General features: G+C 43.2%; 19 protein-coding genes. 12 read left to right on the plus strand and 7 right to left on the minus strand.

Going from position 1 to position 22,289, the window contains the following annotated elements; genetic code table 11:
• The first annotated feature begins 86 nt into the window (after window positions 1-86).
• The 4 genes from argB to CLV27_RS03880 all read left to right on the plus strand — a co-directional run bounded on the left by argB (window position 87) and on the right by CLV27_RS03880 (window position 4,248).
• Window positions 87-965, plus strand: a complete 879-nt coding sequence (gene argB / locus CLV27_RS03865; RefSeq protein WP_132526000.1) for an acetylglutamate kinase — start codon at window positions 87-89, stop codon at window positions 963-965.
• Between the two features lie 121 nt (window positions 966-1,086).
• On the plus strand, window positions 1,087-2,493 hold the full coding sequence (locus CLV27_RS03870) for a cytochrome ubiquinol oxidase subunit I (RefSeq protein ID WP_132526003.1): 1,407 nt from the start codon (window positions 1,087-1,089) through the stop codon (window positions 2,491-2,493).
• A 15-nt stretch (window positions 2,494-2,508) separates the two neighbouring features.
• A complete protein-coding gene (gene cydB / locus CLV27_RS03875; RefSeq protein ID WP_132526005.1) occupies window positions 2,509-3,699 on the plus strand; it encodes a cytochrome d ubiquinol oxidase subunit II in 1,191 nt (396 codons plus the stop codon).
• Between the two features lie 135 nt (window positions 3,700-3,834).
• Window positions 3,835-4,248 carry a hypothetical protein gene (locus CLV27_RS03880; protein ID WP_132526007.1) on the plus strand — a complete coding sequence of 138 codons (414 nt, stop codon included), beginning with the start codon at window positions 3,835-3,837 and terminating at the stop codon, window positions 4,246-4,248.
• Window positions 4,249-4,376: 128 nt separating this feature from the next.
• Here CLV27_RS03880 and CLV27_RS03885 read toward each other — a convergent pair whose 3' ends face one another.
• The 4 genes from CLV27_RS03885 to rpoN are packed head-to-tail and all read right to left on the minus strand — an operon-like array spanning window position 4,377 to window position 9,590.
• Window positions 4,377-5,099 carry a protein kinase domain-containing protein gene (locus CLV27_RS03885; protein WP_132526009.1) on the minus strand — a complete coding sequence of 241 codons (723 nt, stop codon included), beginning with the start codon at window positions 5,097-5,099 and terminating at the stop codon, window positions 4,377-4,379.
• Window positions 5,054-5,677 carry a hypothetical protein gene (locus CLV27_RS03890; RefSeq protein WP_132526011.1) on the minus strand — a complete coding sequence of 208 codons (624 nt, stop codon included), beginning with the start codon at window positions 5,675-5,677 and terminating at the stop codon, window positions 5,054-5,056. The genes CLV27_RS03885 and CLV27_RS03890 overlap by 46 nt, the downstream gene beginning before the upstream one ends.
• Entirely contained in the window at window positions 5,656-8,310 is a 2,655-nt protein-coding gene (locus CLV27_RS03895) for a [protein-PII] uridylyltransferase family protein (protein WP_132526013.1), read from the minus strand. The genes CLV27_RS03890 and CLV27_RS03895 overlap by 22 nt, the downstream gene beginning before the upstream one ends.
• Window positions 8,307-9,590, minus strand: coding sequence for an RNA polymerase factor sigma-54 (rpoN, locus tag CLV27_RS03900; RefSeq protein WP_132526015.1), 1,284 nt, complete (start codon window positions 9,588-9,590; stop codon window positions 8,307-8,309). Before rpoN ends, CLV27_RS03895 begins: the two co-directional genes overlap by 4 nt.
• Window positions 9,591-9,622: 32 nt before the next feature.
• Between rpoN and CLV27_RS03905 the strand changes: the two genes are divergently transcribed.
• The 3 genes from CLV27_RS03905 to CLV27_RS03915 all read left to right on the plus strand — a co-directional run bounded on the left by CLV27_RS03905 (window position 9,623) and on the right by CLV27_RS03915 (window position 11,788).
• On the plus strand, window positions 9,623-10,453 hold the full coding sequence (locus CLV27_RS03905) for a M48 family metallopeptidase (protein ID WP_132526017.1): 831 nt from the start codon (window positions 9,623-9,625) through the stop codon (window positions 10,451-10,453).
• A complete protein-coding gene (locus CLV27_RS03910; protein WP_132526019.1) occupies window positions 10,431-11,390 on the plus strand; it encodes a KpsF/GutQ family sugar-phosphate isomerase in 960 nt (319 codons plus the stop codon). Before CLV27_RS03905 ends, CLV27_RS03910 begins: the two co-directional genes overlap by 23 nt.
• Window positions 11,391-11,560: 170 nt before the next feature.
• Window positions 11,561-11,788 (plus strand): hypothetical protein, encoded by a 228-nt coding sequence (locus tag CLV27_RS03915; RefSeq protein ID WP_132526021.1) that lies wholly within the window; start codon window positions 11,561-11,563, stop codon window positions 11,786-11,788.
• Between the two features lie 6 nt (window positions 11,789-11,794).
• Here the strand turns inward: CLV27_RS03915 and CLV27_RS03920 are convergent, their stop codons facing one another.
• The gene (locus CLV27_RS03920) at window positions 11,795-13,078 is read right to left on the minus strand and encodes an anthranilate synthase component I family protein (protein WP_132526023.1); all 1,284 of its coding nucleotides are present in this window, start codon (window positions 13,076-13,078) and stop codon (window positions 11,795-11,797) included.
• 94 nt (window positions 13,079-13,172) lie between these two features.
• On the opposite strand from CLV27_RS03920, the gene ilvB reads away from it, so the two are divergent.
• The 5 genes from ilvB to ilvC are packed head-to-tail and all read left to right on the plus strand — an operon-like array spanning window position 13,173 to window position 20,614.
• Window positions 13,173-14,912, plus strand: coding sequence for a biosynthetic-type acetolactate synthase large subunit (ilvB, locus tag CLV27_RS03925; protein ID WP_132526025.1), 1,740 nt, complete (start codon window positions 13,173-13,175; stop codon window positions 14,910-14,912).
• A 10-nt stretch (window positions 14,913-14,922) separates the two neighbouring features.
• Window positions 14,923-15,450 (plus strand): acetolactate synthase small subunit, encoded by a 528-nt coding sequence (ilvN, locus tag CLV27_RS03930; protein ID WP_132526027.1) that lies wholly within the window; start codon window positions 14,923-14,925, stop codon window positions 15,448-15,450.
• A gap of 42 nt (window positions 15,451-15,492) precedes the next feature.
• Window positions 15,493-16,950, plus strand: a complete 1,458-nt coding sequence (locus tag CLV27_RS03935; RefSeq protein WP_132526029.1) for a KAP family P-loop NTPase fold protein — start codon at window positions 15,493-15,495, stop codon at window positions 16,948-16,950.
• 15 nt (window positions 16,951-16,965) lie between these two features.
• Window positions 16,966-19,614 (plus strand): P-loop NTPase family protein, encoded by a 2,649-nt coding sequence (locus CLV27_RS03940; RefSeq protein ID WP_132526031.1) that lies wholly within the window; start codon window positions 16,966-16,968, stop codon window positions 19,612-19,614.
• Window positions 19,607-20,614 carry a ketol-acid reductoisomerase gene (ilvC, locus tag CLV27_RS03945; protein WP_132526033.1) on the plus strand — a complete coding sequence of 336 codons (1,008 nt, stop codon included), beginning with the start codon at window positions 19,607-19,609 and terminating at the stop codon, window positions 20,612-20,614. The genes CLV27_RS03940 and ilvC overlap by 8 nt, the downstream gene beginning before the upstream one ends.
• A gap of 13 nt (window positions 20,615-20,627) precedes the next feature.
• Here the strand turns inward: ilvC and CLV27_RS03950 are convergent, their stop codons facing one another.
• Window positions 20,628-21,608 carry an SPOR domain-containing protein gene (locus CLV27_RS03950; RefSeq protein WP_132526035.1) on the minus strand — a complete coding sequence of 327 codons (981 nt, stop codon included), beginning with the start codon at window positions 21,606-21,608 and terminating at the stop codon, window positions 20,628-20,630.
• On the minus strand, window positions 21,605-22,255 hold the full coding sequence (cysE, locus tag CLV27_RS03955) for a serine O-acetyltransferase (RefSeq protein WP_132526037.1): 651 nt from the start codon (window positions 22,253-22,255) through the stop codon (window positions 21,605-21,607). The genes CLV27_RS03950 and cysE overlap by 4 nt, the downstream gene beginning before the upstream one ends.
• Window positions 22,256-22,289: the final 34 nt, after the last annotated feature.

A 22,289-nucleotide genomic window follows, 5' to 3' on the forward strand; every position in this document is an offset into this window, starting at 1 on the left:
GGTCCATTTCCTCGCCCCTTTGTGAGTTTTGCTTTCCTTATAATATTGGAAATTTCCTATTAAATAGCAATAGGTGGAGAGGAAATATGGAAGAACTCATAGAAAAGGCTACGGTTCTGCTGGAAGCCCTTCCCTACATAAGGAAGTTTTACGGTAAGACGGTTGTTATCAAGTACGGCGGTAATGCAATGGTTGACGACGAGTTAAAGAGTGCCTTTGCCGAGGATGTTGTTCTTCTCAAGTACATTGGAATTAACCCGGTTGTCGTTCACGGCGGGGGACCTCAGATAGGGGAGTTCCTAAAGAAGCTCAACATTCCTACTCGCTTTGTTGGTGGTATGAGGGTTACAGATAGGGAAACTATGAACGTCGTTGAAATGGTTCTCGTTGGAAAGGTTAACAAGGAAATCGTTAAGCTCATAAACTCCCACGGCGGAAGTGCCGTTGGTCTTTCTGGCAAGGACGGCAACTTGATAGTCGCCGAAAAGATAGACTCTCGGAAGTACCTTTCAGAGGTAAAAGCACCTGAGATTATTGACCTTGGTTTTGTTGGAAAGGTTAAAAAGGTCAACCCAGAGATTGTCATAAAGCTTCTTGAGTCTAAGTTTATACCTGTAATAGCTCCGGTTGGGATAGGGGAAGACTACGAGGCTTACAACATAAACGCAGACCTTGTTGCGGGGGAGGTTGCTGCAGCTTTGAAAGCTGAAAAACTGGTTATGCTTACAGACGTGGAGGGGATAAAGGACAGGTCGGGCAACCTTATTAGGTCTATTTCCCGTCAGGAACTTTCCTCTCTAATTGAGGACGGTACCGTTTCGGGGGGTATGATTCCGAAAGTGAAAGCTTGCGAGATAGCTCTTACTGGAGGGGTGAAAAAGGCTCACATCATTGACGGAAGAGTTAAGCACTCTGTCTTACTGGAGATATTTACGCAGGAAGGGATAGGGACGGAGATAATATAAGATATGTTCAATATTCAGCATATTAGATTCCTGTCCAGTTTAACAGGGTTTTGATATAATCATTCTGCCAAGCGTGAAATAGATTGCAATTGGAAATAAAAACCCTTAGGGAGGTGCCGCAATGGACGGAGGATTTGTACTACTGGTGTCGCGACTGCAGTTCGCGATGACAGCCTTTTTCCACTTCCTATTCGTGCCATTGACTCTTGGTCTATCAACTATCTCTGCAATCATGTTGACCCTCTATTACACCACCAACAAGGAAATCTACCGTGACATGGCCAAGTTCTGGGCCAAGCTCTTTGCTATTAACTTCGCCCTTGGAGTAGCTACAGGGCTTGTTCACGAGTTTGAGTTTGGTATGAACTGGTCAGTTTACTCAAGGTTCGTTGGTGATATTTTTGGAGCTCCCCTTGCAGTTGAAGGACTTCTCGCCTTCTTCATGGAGTCCACGTTTATGGGAGTTTACATCTTTGGATGGGACAAAGTTCCAAAGGCAGTTCACTTACTTGCAGCTTGGCTTTCATCCATAGGTTCAAACCTTTCCGCTCTCTGGATTCTCATTGCTAACGGGTGGATGCAGCACCCTGTCGGGGCAAAAGTGGTTGAGGCTGCTGCAGGAAAGAGGGCAGAGCTTGTAGACTGGTGGGGAATTGTTTTCAACCCTGTAGCGGACGTGAAGTTCTGGCACACTTCTACTGCAGGAATGGTTCTTTCTGCAGTATTTGTTCTTTCAATTAGTGCTTACCATATTCTTAAGAAGCAGCACGTAGAGTTCTTCAAGAAGTCTGCTTACATAGCTCTTATCTTTGGCTTCATTGCTTCTGTTGGTGAAATCGTTATCGGTGATATCCACGCCCATGAGGTTGCTAAGACTCAGCCAACAAAACTTGCAGCAGGTGAAGCTCTTTGGGAAACAAAGAAAGGGGCTAACATCCTGCTTGTAGCTTGGGCTGATGAAGAAAAGCAAGAGAACGTTATAGAGATACCCCTTCCAATACCGGGACTCCTCAGCTTCCTCGCAGCTCACAGCTTTGACGCAGAGATTAAAGGAGCTAAGGAACTCCAAAAGCAGTTTGAGGCTCAGTTTGGACGGGGTGACTACATCCCACCTGTTAACTTCAACTTCTGGGCATTCCACACAATGGTTTACCTTGGATTCTACTTTGTAATTCTCTTCCTTCTCGGTCTTATGAAGTACAAAAACCTTGAGAACAGCACTGGTTACCTCAAGATGGCTCTCTACTCACTTCCGCTTCCATACATTGCTTGCTGGCTTGGATGGGCCTTTGCAGAAGTTGGAAGACAGCCTTGGATTGTTTACCCACTTACTGACGACTACGGAAAGTTCATTCTTCCTGAAATTGGACTTAAAACTGCTCAGGCTGTATCCCCGCTTACAAACGTTGAAGTTGTGATTACCTACGTAATCTTCGTCCTAACCTTCGTTGGACTTGCGATTGCAGACTTCTACCTCCTTGCCAAGTTTGCAACCAAGGGTCCAGAAAAAGAAACAGAACTCTATTAATGGAGGAGGTGAGAGATGCACTTTGATTTACCTACCATATGGACAATCCTTGTAACCGTGCTTATTGCCGGTTACATCGTTACAGACGGTTTTGATCTTGGTGTAGGTATCCTTCATACCATTGTTGCCAAGACAGACATAGAAAGAAGGGTTACCATTAACGCTATCGGTCCTGTTTGGGACGGTAACGAAGTTTGGTTCATTACTGCTGGTGGTGCGGCCTTTGCTGCCTTTCCTGAGCTTTACGCCGCTCTATTTAGCTCCCTCTACATTGCTCTCTTTGTAGTTCTCTTAGCTCTCATCTATAGAGCTGTATCCTTTGAGTTCAGGAGCAAGGAAGAGAGTGAAGGTTGGAGGAAGTTCTGGGACCAGAGTATCTTCTGGTCAAGCTTGATAGTTGCTCTCCTTATCGGTGTTGCAGTAGGTAACATCTTGGCAGGTATTCCAATTAAGAACTCTGCTATAGAAGGTGAAATGCTCAAAGGCTTTGTTTATGCTGAGAAGTTCCCAATGAGTTTTATCAATCTCGTTAATCCATTTACCTTCCACGGTCTCTTTGGACTTCTCGTTGGTGTAACAACTGTTCTCTTCATCATCCTTCACGGTGTTTCATGGCTCATCTGGAAAACTGAAGGTGAAGTTGCTGAAAGGGCAAGGAACATAGCTCTTAAGGTATGGCCACTCTTTGTGATTATGTACGTTGTTTGTACTGGAATTGCCTACACAATTTCCTTCAAGATTAAAGACCCTGAAAACGTTAAGTACCTGAACCTTCCTGAAGATATGCTAAAAGAGATAGCATCTATGCTAAACAACGGCGTTCTTGAACATGCTCTCTTTAGATTCCCCGCTATTGAGTTCACACTTATAGTTCTTGCCGCTCTGTCTGCAGTAGGTTACTTCTTTGCCGTTAAAAACATGAACGGTGCTAAGGCATTTCTCTTCTCTACTCTTACTTTCCTCTTTGCAGGCTTTGCTGTTATGTTTGGCGCTTATCCGTTGGCAGTTCCTTCAAGCTATGGACTTGAACACTCAATTTCCATCTACAACGGATGTTCCAGTAACTATACTCTTACCGTTATGCTTGTAGCAGCCATCATCTTTACACCAATTGTTATTGCTTACCAAGCTTGGGTTTACAAGATGTTCCTCTTTAAGATTTCTGCTGAGTCCATTAAGAAAGAAATTGAAGAGGCTAGGGCTTAAAGGAGGGAGATATGTGGCTTATAATAGCTTTTATCTGGTGGGTTGCGGTAGCTTTCATCACCTACAGCCTTGCAAAATCAAAGTTTGAGGGAGAGGGGGCTTAGTTCCCTCTCTCCTTTACTATGAGGAGGGTAAATGGCCGCCATCATTGGCCTGAAGGAAAAGTTCCTCCCTGAAAGAAAGGATTTAATTGACAAAGCCCTTTACCTCTACCAGCAAACCGAAAGCTGGGAAGAGGTGGAAAGGTTCCTGAGGGAGGAGTTCAAGGAGGAACTCAGTTTCTTCAGGCCTAACCTCTTTACCTATTTCCTGATTGTTGGCGGTGCCCTTTTACTCCCGACGCTCTACCTGTGGAAAGTGGTCTTTGAACCGGGAACATCAGCATACTTTTTCTCAAGGCTTGTATTTATCCTATCTGCAATGTTTGCCCTTAAGGGTATTGTTGGTCATTACGTTATTGTTTTCCTGAACCGTGACAGGTTTGAGGCTGAGCTTAAGAGCTTAAAAGCATTTATTACAGGAGGGAAGGATGGAAAACAGCCCCATTAGGAAATTGATGTTCTTTGGCGTTTTCGGGACATACCTTCTGATAGTTCTCGTTACCTCCCTTGTGATTTATTCTACTATGAAGTAAAGATAGATAAGTTGAGGAGGGGGGAGCCTCAGCTCCCCCTTTTCTATTTTCGCAGTTCCAATATAAAAGCCTTAAAACCTTCGTCCGGGTTTTCCTTGTAGAGCTCTATCAGTTCCCTTACCCTTTCCTGACTTATCCCGAGTTCTCTAAGGAGCTCCTTCCTCCTTATCAAGTGGTAGCCGACAAACTGGAGTAAGTTCCTTGGCCTTTCTGAAAACTTAGCGCTTTCAAAGTCTATTACCCTTATTCTCTGACCATCAAAGAGGAGATGCTTTTCTCCCTTTATCTCCGAGTGTTTAACTCCTGCCCTGTCAAGGAAGTAGCAGCTCCTCAAGGCCTCTTTTACGACGGTTTTTGGGTCGTAATTTTTTAGAGCTCTGGAAAAAGGAAGTCCTTCTATGAACTCCATTATCAGGTACTCTTCGGTGCATTGGTGAACCTTTGGAGCTGGGTTCTGTTCTTCCGTCTTTATTGAAAAGTTTTCAAGGTGTTTGAGGATTTCACACTCCTTCTCTATGAGCTTTTCTTTTAGAACGTCAGACCTCTTTACCTTTATGGCTACTAAGTTCCTGTTAAGTTTGCCTTTAAATACTGTTCCCCTGTAGCCTTTGGCTACGAACTCTAAGAGCTCCACTCCAAGTTTTTGAAGTTCCTTTAGTATCCTCAGAGCTCTCTCTTCCCTGCATGTCGGGTAGTCAAGGAGAAGGTAGAGCTCTCTTTTCATAGCAGAGTAAACTCCGGGATACCGTGTTTTTTCCTCAGACATTTTTTAATGAGAGCTCTCTCTGTAACCTCATAGACCTTTTCGTGCCAGTAGAACCTGTAAGGTTTAAGTTTTTCAACCGCTAAGTGTTTACAGCTCTCTGCATAGGGTGAATACTGGAAGAGGAAGTCGTAGAACTTCTCCTCAAGGTTTATCAGCTCTTCCTCAATTTCCTTTAAACTGTCAAGGCCTTTAAGCTCCTCTAACCTCTCTATTATAGAGAGGTCATCTATTTCAAGCTCAAGTAGTATGGACTTGAGTATTGTGTATAGCTTGTCAAGCTTCCTGTAGGGAATTGTCTCTTCCTGTAAAGAACCAAGGGCAAACTTGGCCTCTTTGCGGGTAAACTGCTTGAAACGTTCCCTAACCAGCCTGTCTATATCGCAGAGCGTAAAACGTCCCTGTGGGGGATTTTCGCTTAAGACTAAGAGGACAAAGTGTAGGGGAATCTGCATTGAATACCAATCCCTTAAAACGGCCGTGTCGTTTGAGCCAGAGTAGAAAAAGAGTGATGGGTATTCTTCTTCAAGGTGAGTTACAATTTCTCTGATGTATTCCTTTAGACTCTTTTCTTTATCCATTCAACGAACTCCCCGAAAGCTTCCCTTATCTCCTTTTTGAGCTGGACAATTCTATCACTGTAGGTGATGAAACTGCCAAAGAGCCTCTTTTCTGTCTCTGCCTCTCTGATTTTCCTGTAAAGACGGGTTAGCTTTTTAAATTCTGGGGTTTTCTCGGATAGAGCTCTCAAGGCTTTTAGGGTGTTGCCGAACTGCCTCCTTGAATAGAGCTGGTAAATGTAAGCAATAAACTCAAGGTCAACAACGCCGCCAGCAGAGTACTTTATGTCGTTCTTCCCTTTTCCAAGCTCTCTTTCAAGCCTTTCTCTCATAGTTAGTATTTCGTGTAAGGTATCCTTATCAAGGGGTTTCCCAAACAGGAAGTCCTTTACAATTCCTTCTACTTCTTCCCTGAGGTTCCCTTTCAGGAAACGGAAACGGGTGAAGGCGAGCCTTTCCCAGACTCGTGCAGTCTTCTCTGTGTACTCCCTAAAGTACTTGACGGTGAATATGAGCTCTCCCTTCTCTCCAAAGGGTCTGAGCCTTGTGTCAACCTCGTACCCTAAGCTTTCAAGCTCCTTGATAAGTTTTAGAGCTCCTTCTGTGCTTTCAAGAGGTTTCTCTGAGAAAAAGAGTAGGTCAATATCTGACTCTACGTTCATTTCCCTACTTCCGTGCTTTCCTAAGGAGGCTAAGGAAAAGGCCTGAGGAGAGTTTTCGTATAGCGTGTCAATAACAAAATCTGCAATTTCTGTGAGCTCCTTAAAGAATTCCTCTACCTCTGTTCGCTTTAGTCTCAGGCGGAGGAGTGCCCTTACCTCTGCTAAGTTCTTCACAAACCTGAGGTTTTTAAACTCTAATAAATCTTGGCGGAGGCCTTCCTTTGTTACTGGGTTCTCTATGTAGTCGGGGTTAAATATGAAGTCAACGATTTCTGGCGTTTCTCTAAAGCGCTTTATGAAAAAATCCTTTGTGGAGAGGAGGAAGAAGAGAAGCTTTATGGCGTGAATTTCTGAGAGAATGGAGAAGAAGAAGACCCTTCCCTCTTCTCTCTCAAAAAAGGTTACAAGGTTCTTCATGGCGTTCTTGGAGTCCGGGGCATCAAAGAGGAGCTCCAAGAAGCGTTCTCCCATTACGTCTAATCGGTTAGTCTCTTCTGCAGAGAGCGTCTTTAAGTTTAGGAGAACTTCTATAAAGCGTTTAACCTCTTCTGGTTCCCTGAATCCAAGTTTCTGGAGCTCAAGAGTTGTAACGGCAGATAGAGGTTTCCTGTCTCCTGTAGGGAAGAACTTGTTAAAGTAAGCGTTAACCGTTCCCATGAGGTGTTGGAGTTTCTCAAGGAATTCCTCTCTACTTTTAAATCCCATCTTTTTAGCAAGCTCTTCTGCCTCTTCACTTTCGGGGTGGAAGGTTTGGGTTTGACGGAAGTTCGTGATCTGGAGCATGTGCTCGGCTTTTCGTAAAAAAATGTAAGCCTCTTTTAGTTCTTCATACTCCTTCTCCTGAAGGAATCCCCATTTAAAGAGCCTTCTTAAGGCTATGAGAGTGTTCTTTGAGCGTATGTATGGGTGTTTTCCGCCGTAGATGAGCTGGAAGGCCTGAACGATAAACTCAACCTCTCTGATTCCTCCTTCGCTGAGTTTAAGGTCAATTTTCTTTCCTTTCTTTAGAACCTTTGTTTTTATGAGCTCTTTAAGCCTCAGGAGCTCCTCAATTAGCGTAAGGTCTATGTACTTCCTGAATACAAAAGCTCTCGCCAGTTTCAGAAACTCAGTGCCAGTTCTCATTAGGTCGCCGGCCGACGGCCTTGCCTTTAAAAGGGCAAATCTCTCCCAAGGCCTTGCGACGGCCGTGTAGTACTGTTCTAAGGCCTCTATGTCGTTACACAGAGGGCCCATAGTTCCGTTGGGTCTAAGCCTTAAGTCAACGTTCATGCAGATGCCTTCGTCTGTGTTTTTAGTAAGGAGCTCCACCAAGTACTTTGAAAGTATCGTAAAGTAGTCGTGGTTCTGGAGCTTTCCGTAGCTTCCTCCTGTTGTTTCGCCGTACCTGCTCTCATAGACAAAAATGAGGTCTATGTCGGAGGAGTAGTTGAGCTCGTAACCTCCTGCTTTTCCCATATCAACGACGACAAATCCACAGGAAGGTTTGCCGTAACGCTCTTCTAGAACTTTTTCGGCAAAGGAGAGGGCGGCCTTTATACAGGCGTCGTGTATGAGGGTTACGTCCCTGACAAGCTCCTGAAAGTCAGCAATTCCGAGTATGTCCCGCAGAACTACCCTTGACATCTGAAGGTTTTTGTAAACCCTTAGCCTGTTCATAAAGGATTTTTCCGTTTCACTTTCAAGGAGCTCTACCCGAAACTCTGAGGGTAAAAAACGTTTTTTATAGATTTCTTTAAGTTCCGGTAGTTTATGTGTGTGTTTTATCAGGAAATCTCCTAAGAACTGAGAAAAAGAGAAGAGCTTTATAAGGTGAAAGAGGAAGTCGCCCTGCAGCCACTTAGGCATCTGGCCGGATAATTTCTCCCGTAACTTCTCTGTGAGTATTAGAGCTCTCCTTTTGTTGGGGAGCTCTTCCTTCTCAATAAAGTCTAAAGCTTTTTGCCATTCAGGTTCAAAGGAGTTTCTACACTTTTCAAGTAACAGTTTCATTTCTCTCTCCTCTCAAAGGCTGATGGTATTCCCATCTCCTCCCTGTACTTTGCTACGGTTCTCCTTGCTATTTTAATCCCCTCTTTTTTCAGAATTTCTGCTATTTTACTATCGCTTAAAGGTTTTTTCTTGTCTTCGTTTTCAATTATTTGTTTGATACGCTCTTTCACGGATTCCGTTGAAATACCGCCTATGCCTTTTTTAAAGAAGAACTTGAAAGGATAAACGCCGTGAGGTGTTTCAACAAACTTATCTTTAACCGCTCTACTTATCGTTGACTCGTGAATTGAGAGCTTCTCCGCAACTTCGTGGTAGCTTAGGGGTTTTAGGGTTCTTCCGTCTTTGAGGAACTCTTTCTGGTGCTCAAAAACAACTTTTCCTATTTTTTTTAGAGTTTCGTTTCTCTGTTCTATAGCCTTTTTAAGGTTTATAGCCCGCTGGTATTTCTCGTATATGTATTTTTTCAGTTCTTCTCTTGTGGCGTGTTTTAGGTAGAAAGTGTTGATTTTCAGGTTGAACCTTCCCGGCTGCAGCACTTCTACTATTACGTTTTCGTCCTTAAGGTAGACCCTTAGGTCGGGAACTATCCTAAGGTTAAAGTCTCCGAGGTTTCCGGGCTGGGGGTCAAGTCTTTTTAAGAGTGCTAAGAACTCTTCAAGTTCTTTGTCCGTGAGGCCTACCTTTTTCTGGAAGTCTTTCCTGCTCTTGGAAAGGAGCTCTAAGTGGTCAATGGCAGATATGAACTTTTCAGTTACTTCTAATTCCTGTAGCTGTGCTTTAAAGGCTTCCTTTACAGAGTAAGAGCCGCAGCCGGCTGGTGATAGTTGCTTAACAACTTCGCGCACCTTTTTAACCGTTTCAGTCGGAACGGAGAGCTCCTTGGCTATCTCGTTCTCCGTTAGGCTCAGGAACCCTCTTTCATCAAGGTTCTCAATTATCAACTTAGCTATTTCAAGCTCTTTTCCCTCAAGTTCTGCTGCTGCTTGCTGCAGGAGAGATTCTCTCAGGGAAAGCCTTGAAGGTATAACGGTTTTTTCTTCCTCCTCTGCCGGAAATACGTTGCCTCCTTCAAAGATAAACTCAGGGATTTCTCTTTCTTCTATCTCCTTTTCTGCTTCTTCGCCCTCTTCCAGCTCTAAGAGTGGGTTTTCTTCTATTTCGTTCTTTATGGCTTCCTCAAGCTTTAAAAGGGGAAGCTGGAGGACCTCAAGGTGAAGGTAAACGCTCGGGGTTAGCTTGAGCTGTAAGGAAAGCTTTAAATCGTAGCGGAGCTCTGCCATACGTTCCCGTTTGCTTTGATAGAATTTCTGACATGAAGAGAATATATGTTCACCTACTCATTGTATCATTGCTGGCCTTCCTTGCAGCCTGCGGAGTTGTAAGGACCTCCCCCTTCGGAGATAAGGCTTTTATTTTTATCCCTACTCCTCAAGAAGTAAACATCGGTAGGCAGGCTGCAAGGCAGGTAGAGAGGAAAGTCAAACTCTGTCGTGACCCCGTTATAAACGAGTACGTTAGGTTTGTAGGAAATAAAATAGCGGCGGTTAGCGACAGGCACGACGTTATCTATCACTTTAAGGTCATAGACTCTGACGAGATTAACGCCTTTGCCCTGCCCGGGGGGTGGGTCTATATCTATACCGGCCTTTTACGCCACTTGAAGAATGAGGCTGAGCTTGCCTTTGTTCTTGGGCACGAGGTTGGTCACGTTGTTGGAAGGCATGCCGTTAGGAGGCTACAGTTCATATACGGACTGGACTTTATTCTTTCTCTGACCTTTGGGGGAAAGGAGCTCTCGCCGGCAGAGAGGGAGTTCCTCAACATTCTTCTCAACCTCGTGGTGGCTGGGTACAGCAGGAAGGAAGAGCTTGAAGCAGATGCTATGGGTGCCTATTATACGGGGAAGGCAGGCTGGAATCCCGTTGCCTCTGTTGAGACCATTAGGCTCCTTGACTCTCTAATAAAGTTTAAGCCTACAGGGGTAACGGAGCTCTTTATGGACCACCCCACTAACAGGAAAAGGGTAAGAAACCTTAACCGCTGGTTGAGTAACTTTCCAAAGGAGTGGCAGAAAAATCCCTTCAACGAGGAGAGGTATAGGGAAAAAGTCTTAAGGAGGCTTGAGGTTGGACATTGTAGATGAAGCAAGGCGAGTAATCCTGCAGGAGGCAGAGGCCTTAAAAAAGCTTGCTCAGGGTCTTGACGATAGTTTCGTAAAGGCAGTTGACATACTCCTTAAAACGAAAGGAAGGGTTGTCTTAACGGGAGTTGGAAAGTCAGGTCTTATATGTAAGAAAATTGCTGCTACGCTTGCAAGTACCGGAACTCCGGCCTTTTTCCTCCACCCTGCCGATGCTGCCCACGGTGACCTTGGTATGGTTAGGGGAGACGACACGGTTATTGCCGTTTCAAACAGCGGAGAGACGGCGGAGCTCCTAAACGTCGTTCCGATAATAAAGAGCTTTGGTATTCCCGTTATAGCTGTAACAAACAATCCAAACTCCTCCTTGGCAAAGCTTGCCGACGTGACGCTGCTCTTGCACGTAGAAAAAGAGGCCTGTCCCCTCGGTCTTGCCCCTACAACCTCAACAACGGCAACCCTTGCCCTCGGTGATGCTATTGCAGCTGTCCTTATGAAGCTGAAAGGGTTCACGAGCCAAGACTTTGCCAAATTCCACCCCGGCGGCAAGCTGGGTATAAGACTTTCAAGGGTTAAAGACTTAATGAGGACAGGCGATGAGATACCCGCTGTTTCACCTGACACGGCTCTTAAAGACGTTATTTATGAGATTTCTTCCAAGAAACTTGGAGCTACTCTTGTCCTTGATGGTGGAAAGCTCGTCGGGATAATAACTGATGGAGACCTCAGAAGAGCCTTTGAAAGGGGGGTGGATTTTTCTACACGGGCTGAGGAGATAATGACCAAAAATCCAAAGACGGTTGAGGAAGATGTCTTTGCAGAGAAGGCTATAGAGATTATGGAAAGGTACAAGATAACTGTTCTGCCTGTTGTGGGTAGGGACAGAGAAGTGAGAGGAATAATTCACCTTCACGATATTCTCGGCAGGAGAATAGTCTAAATCTTCTAATAAATCTCTCTGTTTTATACCTTATTTGGAATTTTTAACTAATTTGTTACAATCAAATTAGTGATGTTTGTAATTGAAAAACTGCCTGTGGTAACTATGATAGACAGGGAACGGGTAGGAATGCCCGTTTAGGTGCGTAAAACCATCCAAGGGAGGCTAAGATGGCAAGAGGAAGGAAACCCGGAAAAAGAGCTAACAAGGTTGTAAAGCTTTCCCTTCCGAAGAGGATATACTACGTTCTCTACGGAATTGCTGGAAACAACGAGCAGAGGATGAACAAGCTGATTAGGGCTATTCTGGAAGAGAAGCTGGAAAACTCAACCCTTGCTGAGCTTGCAAGCCTACTGGAGACCGGCAGAAGGGAGAAGGAAGAAGAAACTGCCGAGTAGCCGTGGTTACACTTTGATTCCAAGGCTTTCTAGGAGGGCCCTCCCCTTGTGGAGGGTCTCCTTAAACTCTTTTTCAGGGATAGAGTCCCAAACGATACCTGCTCCCACTTGGAGAAATCCTAAATCTCCTCTGAAGAGGAGAGTCCTTATTACTATGTTTAGGTCCATCGTTTCGTTAAAGCCGATGTAACCGACAGAGCCAGTGTAGAGAGAGCGCCTTGTAGGTTCAAGCTCTGCAATTATTTCCATAGTTCTAACTTTTGGAGCTCCCGTTATGGTTCCCCCCGGAAACATTGCCTTTATAACGTCTACACTGTCAAGTCCTTCTCTTAGTTCCCCTCTAACGTTTGAGACTATGTGAATGACGTGGGAGTACTTCTCCTTCACCATTAGCTCGTCAACCTCTACGCTACCGTAGCGGCACACCCTTCCAAGGTCGTTCCTCTCAAGGTCAACAAGCATTATGTGTTCTGCCCTCTCCTTCTCTGAGAGAAAGAGCTCCTCCTCAAGTCTCCTCTCTTCCTGAAGGTTTCTTCCCCTCCTTCTCGTTCCTGCTATAGGCCTTGTTTCAAGGTGTTTCCCATCTCTCTTAATCAGCCTTTCAGGAGAGCAGGAAACTGCCTTTATTTCACCGAAGTCAAGGAAAAAGGAGAAGGGAGAGGGGTTTATCTTCCTTAGTTTGTGGTAGAGGTACAGGATATCCCCTTTAAAGTAGACGTCAATTCTCTGGGAGAAGTTAACCTGAAAGGTGTCCCCAGCAGCTATGTACTCTTTGATTTTCTCAACACACTCCTCAAAGTACTCCTTAGACATGTTAAAGCCTTTAAACTCTGCTGAAAACTCTCCAAAGTTTGGTGGTTCTAAGGAGAGCTCCGGTACTTCTGAAAAGGTTACAGCGTGGAGCTCCTTTTTAACGTTGTCAAATATTAGGGTAGTTTCTGGAAGGAAAAATAGAAGGTCTGGAAAGTTTATATCGTCAATTTGCTTTCCTTCTATCCTTTCAAGAAACCTGTTTGCATCGTAGGAGATAAGGCCGTATATCCCAAAAGGTACGTTGTCTACTCTGTATTTTTGCGAAAGCCTTTTGTGGAAACTCTTGAGCTTCTCAAAGAGAAGAGGGTCGTCCTTACACCTTAGCTCTTCTACACATCCGATAGCTATTACTGAGTAACGTCCCGTTTTGGGATTTACACTTGCCGAATCAAGAAATAACTTAACAGGATAACCCCTCTTTTTTAAGGATAGAAATGTTCTGTACGGGTCCTGAAATGGGAGTCTTTTTAGCTTCAAACTCACTCTCCTTTTAAGGAGTGTCACGGGGGAATATAGGCACTAAAAGCCTTTTATGCTAATATTCCCAATTACAAGTAAACAGGAGGAACAGATGAAGCTTTCCGGCGCAGAAATTCTCCTAAGGGCTCTTGAGCTTGAGGGAGTTGATAGGATATTCGGGTACCCGGGCGGTGCAGTTCTTGACATCTACGACAGACTCCCCTTTTGCTCCATTAAGCACTACCTAACAAGGCACGAGCAGGGGGCAGCCCACGCTGCCGACGGTTACGCAAGGGTAACCGGAAAGGTTGGGGTGTGCTTTGCAACTTCTGGCCCCGGAGCGACTAACCTCGTAACCGGCCTTGCGACGGCCCAGATAGATTCTGTTCCCATTGTTGCCTTTACCGGAAACGTTCCAACTTTCATGATAGGAAACGACGCCTTTCAGGAAGTTAACACCGTTGGAATAACGAGGCCTATAACAAAGCACAACTTTCTAGTAAAAGACGTTAAGGACTTAGCAGACACCGTTAAGAAGGCCTTTCATATAGCAAGAACCGGACGTCCCGGCGTAGTTCTTGTTGACCTGCCAAAGGACGTTACGAGGGAGCTTGAAGACTTCTTTGAGGAGGAGTACAAGGCGCCGATTCAGATAAGGAGCTACAAGCCTGTCCTTAAGGGACACCCGGGACAGATAAAGAGGGCAGCTAAAGCTATTGCCTCTGCTGAAAGGCCGGTTCTCTACATCGGTGGTGGGGTCGTCTCTTCTGGTGCTTCTGAGCTTGTCGTCAAGATGGCCGAAGTCGCCAACATCCCTATGGTTGCTACTTTAATGGGGCTTTCTGCCGTTCCGGGCAACCATCCCTTCTTCTTTGGAATGCTGGGAATGCACGGAACGTACGCTGCCAACATGGCGGTAACAGAGTGCGACCTCCTAATAGCGATAGGTGCAAGGTTTGACGATAGGGTTACTGGAAAGCTTTCTGAGTTTGCTCCAAATGCTAAGGTTATTCACATAGACATAGACAGTGCTGAAATTGGTAAGAACAAGGCCGTTGATATACCTATAGTTGGAGATGCAAAGCTCGTTATGGAGGAGCTCCTGCCCGAGGTTGAAAAACAGGTTGCAAAGAACAGGGAGCTCTACGCCCACCGTGAAAGCTGGATAAGGCAGGTTAAAAGGTGGGCAGAGAGGTATCCCCTCTGGTACGAGCCAAGCGACAGGGTTATAAAGCCCCAGTTCGTCATTCAGAAAATCTGGGAAGTAACGAAGGGTGAGGCGATAATCACGACTGACGTCGGTCAGCACCAGATGTGGGTTGCCCAGTACTATAAGTTCCGCTTCCCAAGGCAGCTTGTAACTTCTGGCGGACTTGGAACGATGGGATTTGGAGTTCCTGCGGCGATAGGTGCTAAGGTTGGGAGACCGGATAAAACGGTCTTCTGCGTTTCTGGTGATGGTTCCTTCCAGATGAACATGCAGGAGATAGTTACGGCCGTTCAGTACGGGATAGCCATAAAGGTTGCGATAATAAACAACGGCTTCTTAGGAATGGTTCGCCAGTGGCAGGGAATCTTCTACGACAGGAACTACTCTCAGAGCTCCCTTGATGTCCAGCCCGACTTTGTAAGGCTCGTTGAGGCAATGGGAGGAGTCGGGCTTAGAGCTGAAAGGCCTCAGGACGTTGAGAAAGTTCTCAAGGAGGCTATGGCTATAAACGATAGGCCTGTTGTTATAGACTTCGTTGTTGACAGAGAGGAGGATGTCCTCCCTATGGTTCCTCCGGGCGGTGCTATAAAGGACATGATACTGCCGGACTACGGCAGGAAGGTGGAGAAAAAGGCAGTTTAGAGGGGTAGTTATGGAAAAGTCCCGTTACAGGAAGCACGTGATAAGCGTTCTTGTTGAGAACCAGCCGGGAGCTCTTGCAAGGATCATTGAACTCTTTAGCTCCCGCGGTTACAACATAGAGAGCTTAAACGTTGGCCATACTGAAGACCCTACGATTTCAAGAATCACTATGGTTGCAAAGGGTGATGAGCACACCATAGAGCAGATAGTTAAGCAGCTAAGGCGGATAATAGACGTCTTTAAGGTTAGGGACTTAACCGATAAGAAGAAGCTTGACAGGGAGCTCCTCATAGTCCGCGTAAACGTAGAATCTGCGGAGAAAAAAGAAGAGGTAAAGAGGCTTGTTGACATTTTTGGAGCTCAGATAGTTGACGTTTCTCACGACACCTACACCGTAGAGCTTACAGGGGACGAGGAGCAGATTGACGCCTTCTTAGAGCTCATAAAGCCCCTTGGAATCAGGGAAATGGCAAGAACCGGCAGGGTGGCTATGGTGAGAGCTCTTCAGGGAGATACCTTTGGAGGAGAAAGGGTATAATTATTTTGTAACTTTCCGAAATTGCAGAAATGTGGAGGGGGGATGAGGTTAAGTTTTCGGGTTGAAGAGCCTATGGAAATAGTAAAGTATGAAAGCTACGGATGTGAAAAGTTAAAGGAGAAAGATGCTCTTGGAATGGAGGAACAGGTTGAGAAATTTAAAGAGGAGATTTTAATGCAGAATGGGAAGTTTAGAGAGGGAACTGTGGGAATAGTTTCTCAGTATGGAGGAGGTAAAAGTTTTTTTCTTAGTCTTCTTTATTGTAAGCTTAAGCAGGATAGAAACTGTATTTACGTGGATATATCGCGTTATGAGCATGAACCAGACGTGTTTAGGGTGCTTATGGAAGAAATACTGAGAGAGGCGACTATCAAGTCTTCTCTTAGAGAGAGGGTTAAAGAATTTATAAAGATTGTTAGGAGTACTACCCCTTTGATTCAAGGATTTGCTACATTCCTTTATCCTGTAGCACTTCCTGCTGTTCAGTTAGGGAAAGGATTGGTAGATACCTTGGACAGTGTGGTAAATGATGGGAATTTGCGTGATGAGCTTTATGCTAAGCTAAGTGAAGTAACGCAGGATATGCCTTTGGTGGTCTTAATAGACAATTTGGATCGTTGCAGGCCAGATTACGTTCTTCATTTTCTTGCAAGTGTAAAGGATATTTTGAAAATGAGAGGAATATTGTTCATCGTAGCTTACGATAAAACAGAGCTTTTGAATGTTATTAAGAAAACTTTTGGTGAGAAAATAGATGTAGAAAGTTATTTACGAAAATACATAGCTGTGGAATTTTCGTTAGATAGTTTTTTTTGGCATTTTGACAAGGAAAAGAAGATTAAAGCATTGAACAAACTTTTAGTTTTTTCTGAGGAAGAGAGAAAGGTGGTAGAAGAGAATTTGAAAGAAGTGGGAGCGGGGATTTCGGATTTTGAAGGGGTGGTGAAAAGTTTAGAAGAAAATAGTATTACTGCTATGGAGGAATTTTTCTGTCTGTTTCCGGCAGTTTCTTTTCGTAAGTTGGAGCTAATTTTTAAGCATTTTAAAACTTTACTGCTTCGAAAAGATTTTAGCAAGGCGTTGTTAGAACTAAATGAAGGATTTTTTAAAGGAGAAAAACAAAAAATCTCTGAAAAGGCGGCTTTTTATTTGCCTTTCTGTGTAATTTTTCTTTTATTTGTAAAAAGTCTGAGTAGTAATATTTATGAGTTTTGGAAACTCTCGCTGGGAGATGATGTTCTTTTAATTGGTCTTTTTGATGAGGAAGAGCGCGAAAAGATGGAAAAGGAAATAGAGCAATTACTCAATAGTGCGAAAAAAATTGTAGAAGAAATAGATAAAAAATTTAATTTCTCTTTACTAGAAGCGGGTATTTTCGATGGTAATTTTGAGGAAAATGGAAGGATATATATTTGGAAAAAAGCTTTTTCGCTTGTTGATGTTATTAGTGATTTTGAATTGTATTCAGGAGTAACTAGTGAAGAAGGAAAGAGTGAATAGAAGGAGTCTGTAGAGATGAGAAGTAATATAGAAAAAAGTAATTACCAAGTTTTTGAAATAGATGATAGGTCAAATGAACTGGGTAGAACTTTTTGTTTGAAGTTGTTGGAGCTATATATTCAGGAAAGAAGATGGCTTCACGCTAATCCTAGCGTTTATCAAGAGTTAAAGGATGTAGTGGAAGAATATATTGTTCGTACGAAGGCTTTAAAAGATTTTGAAAAGACACTTTGGGAATGCGTTAAAAATAAAGAAAAAAAGGTATTTTTGTTTTTAGGAAACAAAGGGGCTGGTAAGACGTCCAAAATTAATTATTTCGTCAATACTCAGACCGGGAAGTTGAACGAAGAAAACTATAGTTGGATAAGAATAGATTTAACAAAGGTTTATAGAATTCTTTTTGGAAGGCGAAGAAGAGAGAGGAAGGAGATAAAAAAAGAGCTTATAAGGTATCTTTCTGCTCAAACTTTGTATGTTTATACAAAGTATGGTATTACGGGAGTGGATAGAGTTTTGGCTTCTGTGGGTGAAGAAGAGTTTTTAGAGAAATTGCCGAAAAAAGCTTTAAGAGGTTGGGGTTATATTAAAAAAGGGATTTTAGAAGATCCAAAATTTTACGATTCAATTTTTAGTAAACCTATAAACTGGCGATATGTGGTTGAAGCACATAACGTTGTAATTGAGCTCTTAAGAAGGAAAGGGAAGAAAATAATTCTTCTAATTGATGGGATTGATAATATAGATTACTCGTTAATTTCTACTGAATTGAAAGAGGGTATTGAAGATTTTATTGAAGAGATAGTACACTGGATACACGAAGAGAAAGAAGAAAAAATGTCTTATGAGAAGCTGTTTGTGTTTCTTAGGAAGGATAGTCTTAAATTGTTTAAGCTTCCTCAGGTGCTTAGCAATTATGGGATTTATGAGGAGATCAGTTTACCTGAAGAGAGTTTTGTGGAAGTGTTAAGTGGAATAAAGAAAACTTTGGAAGAAAAAAAGGAAGGCTCAAACTTGAAGGAGAAAGCCTTTAGAGGTCTTTTAGATAGCATATTAGATACTAACCGACGAATATACGGAATGGGTAAAGGTTGTTCGAGTTTTGTTATAGCTCTGATGAATAATAAATTACAAGAGGTCTACGAGAAAATAAGAGAATCTTGCTATGATGTTTGTTATAAATCAAAGTGTTTCTTTCCTCAGAATGTTAAGTTTAAAAGAGATGTAAAAGAAAGATTTAGAACAGAATTCGGAGAAGAGACAGCAAGATTTCTCCTCTATCTTAGAGATCTCGTTGAAAAATTGCCTAGTGAGTTAGTTGGAGATTTTGCAAATTTTATAGGGAAATTTCCGGAATTCGTTAAAGTAGCTTTTGAGAGGAAGAATATAGATGTAAAAAAATTAGATACAGAAGATTTTATAACTAGGCTATATAACAGTAATTTAAGGGCTCTTCTTGATGATGCTGTAGCTGTATATATATATGTGTATTCCTACTTAAGGTGCTGTAAAGAAACTATTTTTGGAGTAAGTGAGTATTTATCCTCATCTTTTCGCTTGGTAACAGAGGCTTTGTTTAGAAAGGGAAAATTTTATTCACCATCCTATAAGGATAAACTTTATGTGCCCCCTTATAGTGATGTAACTTTCCCGAACTTATTGAATATTACTTTAAGAGGTGAGCCAAAACCTCCGCTTATGACTATATTCCTTTTGTATTTTCTTTTAGTAAATAGGAAAAGTGGAACTCATAAAACTACCAACTATATTGCATCTGTTTTGAGAAGGGAATTTAAAAAAGATTGGATTAGCGACGAATATGTAAGAGGTAACCTTCTTAGACCTTTATGGGAGTGTGGGTACGTTAAGTTGGGAGATAATGATGATTGTTGGTATATAACAGATAAAGGAGAGTGGATTCTTTTGTATACTTTCAGAGATATAAATGCTTTTTCCTCTCTCTGCTACAATGGAGTGATAAGGAAGAAATATCATAGGTTGTTGGTTAAGTATACTGATTTAGGCGGAAATTTAGGGGATGGTAATCCTTGGAAAGAGTATTTAAGTGTAACCTTGAGGAATTCCGTAGTTCTACTTGCCTTTTTACAGGAGGAAATTCAATATTTGGAAGATGAGTATTCATATCATCTTGAAAGTTTGATTTTTAACGAGGAACTTAAAAAAGATTTTGAAGAGTTTTTAATCTTTTATTTAGGCAAATTAGAAACAAATTGGATTATGGAAACAATAGAAGTAGATTTGAGAAACTTCGGAGATAGTGGAGATGAAATAATTAGAAGGGTAGAAGGAATTTTGGATAAGTTAACAAAAGACAGTAAAGATTTGATAGAAAAACTTCAGCGAATAAAAAGAGAAGATTTACTTACACTATCTCGTAAAGCTTTTGATGCCTTAAAGTTTGAAGAAAAATTATCTCTTCTAAAGTGGCTGATGAAATATAGACCCGGAGAGGTTGTTCCAGAGTATAAAGATCCTTCTTTACTTGCAGATGATTATATAAGCCATGTATTTTTGTTTGGAAACTTTGAAGAAAGTGAGTTACAAAAGAGAAGGAGTGCAATAGTTAATAATTATTCTAAAGCGAATTATCATCCGAAAGAGCTTATTAATAAAATCTCTAAATTTTTAGGAGGTGAGAATGGCTAAGGTTTACTACGACGAGGACGCAAAGCTGGAATACCTGAAGGATAAGACAGTTGCAATCCTCGGTTACGGAAGCCAAGGACACGCCCACGCTTTAAACCTTAGGGACAGTGGCATTAACGTTATCATCGGTTTAAGGCCCGGAAAATCCTTTGAAAAGGCAAAAGCCGATGGGTTTGAAGTTCTCCCACCAGACGAGGCTGCCAAGAAAGCCGACGTTATTATGTTTCTCCTTCCAGACCCTGTTCAGAAGAAGGTTTACGAAGAGGCCGTTAAGCCAAACCTTGAGCCCGGAAAGGCCTTAGCTTTTGCCCACGGTTTCAATATCCACTTTAACCAGATTGTTCCACCAGCAGACGTTGACGTCTTTATGGTGGCTCCAAAGGGTCCCGGGCATTTGGTACGTTGGACATACCTTGAGGGAGCAGGTGTTCCAGCACTTGTTGCTGTTCATCAGGACGCAACGGGAAATGCAAAGGAGATAGCCCTTGCCTACGCTAAGGGAATAGGTTCAACGAGGGCTGGCGTTATAGAGACGACCTTCAAGGAGGAGACAGAGACAGACCTCTTCGGTGAGCAGACGGTTCTCTGTGGAGGAGTTTCAGCTCTGATAAAGGCCGGTTTTGAGACCCTCGTTGAGGCAGGTTACCAGCCAGAGGTTGCTTACTTTGAGTGTCTCCATGAGCTAAAGCTCATCGTTGACCTCATCTACCAGCACGGACTTGCCGGTATGAGGTACTCCATCTCCGATACTGCCGAGTACGGCGACTACACGAGGGGTCCAAGGGTAATTGACGAGCGCGTTAAGGAGAACATGAAGAAAATCCTTAAGGAAATCCAGTCCGGTGAGTTTGCAAGGGAGTTTGTCCTTGAAGCTCAAGCAGGCTACCCTGTTCTTAACGCCTACAGGAAGATGGAAGCCGAGCACCCAATTGAGAAGGTCGGAAAGCAGCTCAGGGAGATGATGCCATTCCTCAAAGCCCAGAAGAAAGACCTTAAATAATTTTTCGGGGGGATTATCCCCCCTTAAATTCCTTGCCTGATAAGCTTTCAGCTTTTTTCTCAAAAAGGTCAGCCAGAATGTCTAAACCTTTCTTCCTTAGGTCCTCTGCAATTTCGCTGTAGAGAGTAGAAGCCTCTAAGTACCTTCCAGTTTTCTCAAAGCTTTCTGCAACTGCCTTCTTTACAAAGGTATCTTCTGGATTCTTGCTGAGGTAGGGAATTCCAATTTCTAAGACCCTCTCGTACTTATCTTCCTTCAGGAGGGAGGCTATAAATTTTTCAAACTCGGCTTCTTTTACCTTTTTGCCCTTCCTCTTTCTGCTACCTTTTACTATAAGAGCTCCAAGAGGTATTAAAAGTGCCGGTATCAGGAGAAAGGGGAAGTAGTTTGTCCTCTCAGGCTTCTTCTCTGTTACACTGAGGGAGTTATCCTCCAGTTTTTGGAGCTCCTCCTCTATCCTCTCTATTGTTTGCTCAGGTGTTTCCTCCTTTTCTACCTTAGGTGGTTCTTTTTCTTCTTCTTTGGCTGGTGGAAGGGGAGGTGGAGGTTCTGTAACCTTGTCTGTCTTGTTTACCTCTCCTTCAGTTTTTTGTGGGGGAGACTCTTCTTCCCTTTCTGCCTGCCTTCTGGGAGTTTCTTCCTTTGCAGGGAGAGAGGAGGATGAAAAGAACTCAACGTTTTCGGGAATAAACTTTATTGCTGTTATGTAGTAGTCTGGAGCTACTTCATCTAAGTTGTTCTTCTTTCCAAATTCTGAAGCCTCCTTGGCACTCTTAAAGAAACCGACCCTGACCTTGAACCTTCCTTTCCTGTAGCTTATTCTGGCGTAAGGAAGGTTCTTAACTTTCTCAAGGATTTCTAAGGCCTTCTTTTTAGTCTTAAAGGAGCCGACCTGAATTGTGAAAACCTTTTCTCCTGCTTTTGGGATGCTCATAGCAAAGGAAGGAGAAATAAGAAGAGAAAGGAAAATGGCCAAGTATATGGGAGCTCTCATTTTTTCAGTTCCTTCCTCAAGGATTTAACTTCAAGCTCCAAGTCGTGAATGATGTCAAGCATCTGTTTTAGGGATTCCATAACGGGGTCGGGAAGTTTGCCATGTTCAAGGTCTACCTTGGTTGGCTTTATTCCATTCCTCTTTACCACTTTACCCGGGATACCAACAACGGTTGAGTTGGGGGGAACGTCCTTTATAACAACTGAGTTAGCACCTATTTTACAGTTGTCACCTATTTTTACAGGTCCAAGAATTTTAGCTCCGGCACCTATAACAACGTTGTTTCCTATGGTCGGGTGTCTTTTTCCCTTTTTGGTGCTCGTTCCCCCTAAGGTAACCTGATGGTAGATGGTAACGTCGTCCCCTATTTCTGCTGTTTCGCCGATAACGACTCCCATACCGTGGTCTATAAAGAAGCGCCTCCCTATCTTTGCGCCGGGGTGAATTTCTATGCCGGTAAACCACCTAGAAAAGTGAGATATGAGCCTCGCAAGGAGCTTAAAGTTGTGGTTCCAGAGCCAGTGGGCAATCCTGTGGAGCCATATAGCGTGAAGTCCCGGGTAGCAGAGGATAACCTCTATTACGCTTCTTGCCGCAGGGTCTCTCTCAAAGACGGTTTCTATGTCCTCTTTTAGCCTTTTAAACATTCCTTCTCCTGTAAATGCCCAAGTTGCTTTTTGC

The organism is Phorcysia thermohydrogeniphila (assembly GCF_004339575.1).
Classification (GTDB): Bacteria; Aquificota; Aquificia; order Desulfurobacteriales; family Desulfurobacteriaceae; genus Phorcysia; species Phorcysia thermohydrogeniphila.